Here is an 811-nt window from a genome sequence, read left to right as displayed (position 1 = left end):
GGCCAGGGCCAAGGATGCCGAGAAGTCGGGGCTTCGACGGGCCGACAACCGGATCGTTCTTTTTCATGCTCACAGGTTCTCTCCGCTGCGAGCGAGGTAACTTGCGGCCGGGGCAAAAGCTCCATTGTGTAGAAAATTATCATTCGTAGTCGGACGACAGTTCAGGGGGCTATCTCTCGAAAGCAATGGCTAGCGGTTTATCCCTCCGCCAATGGCCATTCGCAATCCAAGTCCCACGATAAAGAAGCCGGCAATCCGTTGCTGCCAAACCCTCACGCGCGGCCGCGTCATAATCCAGGAGCCGATGCTGCCGGAAGCCATGGCGTAACTTCCCAAGACCAATACCCCCGTCAATTTCTGGGTCGTCCCCAGCAATAACAGTTGTAGTGTAATTGAGCTTCCGTGCGGGTCCACAAACTGGGGCAGGAACGCAACCATGAAGGTGATGGGCCACGGATTGACCAGGTTGGCGATCATCCCCTCGCGTGCTGCCGCAAGTGGCTTGATGGGGCTTTTATCTTGCTGGGCGAGAACATCTGACGCGGTGAAGATGAGCCGCAACCCTAGCCAAACGAGATAGGCGGCTCCCATCCATTGAAGCGCAGCGAACGCGAGCGGTGAGGCTTTTACGACGGTGGTGACGCCGAGTGCGATCAGGGGCAGTTGGATCATGCCCGCACCGATGGTCATTCCGAGCACCGTGAACAGGGCGATTCCCCGCCCTTGCCCAATGCCGCGCGCCATCACCAACATGCTATCTGGCCCAGGCGGCATTTGGAGGAAAACGACCGTCGCGACGAACGCTATCCAG

The 811-nt window shown here is 58.3% G+C and carries 1 protein-coding gene; it reads right to left on the bottom strand.

Features of this window, described 5'->3' with window-relative positions; all coding sequences use genetic code 11:
* Positions 1–189 precede the first annotated feature (189 nt).
* On the bottom strand, positions 190–811 hold a 622-nt coding region (locus tag AC1D0I_RS32710), incomplete at its 5' end, for a LysE family translocator (RefSeq protein WP_477400204.1).

Source organism: Mesorhizobium sp. P2_D1 (assembly GCF_056404455.1).
The sequence above is the reverse complement of the archived record's forward strand: the minus strand, read 5'-3'. Positions and strand labels throughout refer to the sequence as shown.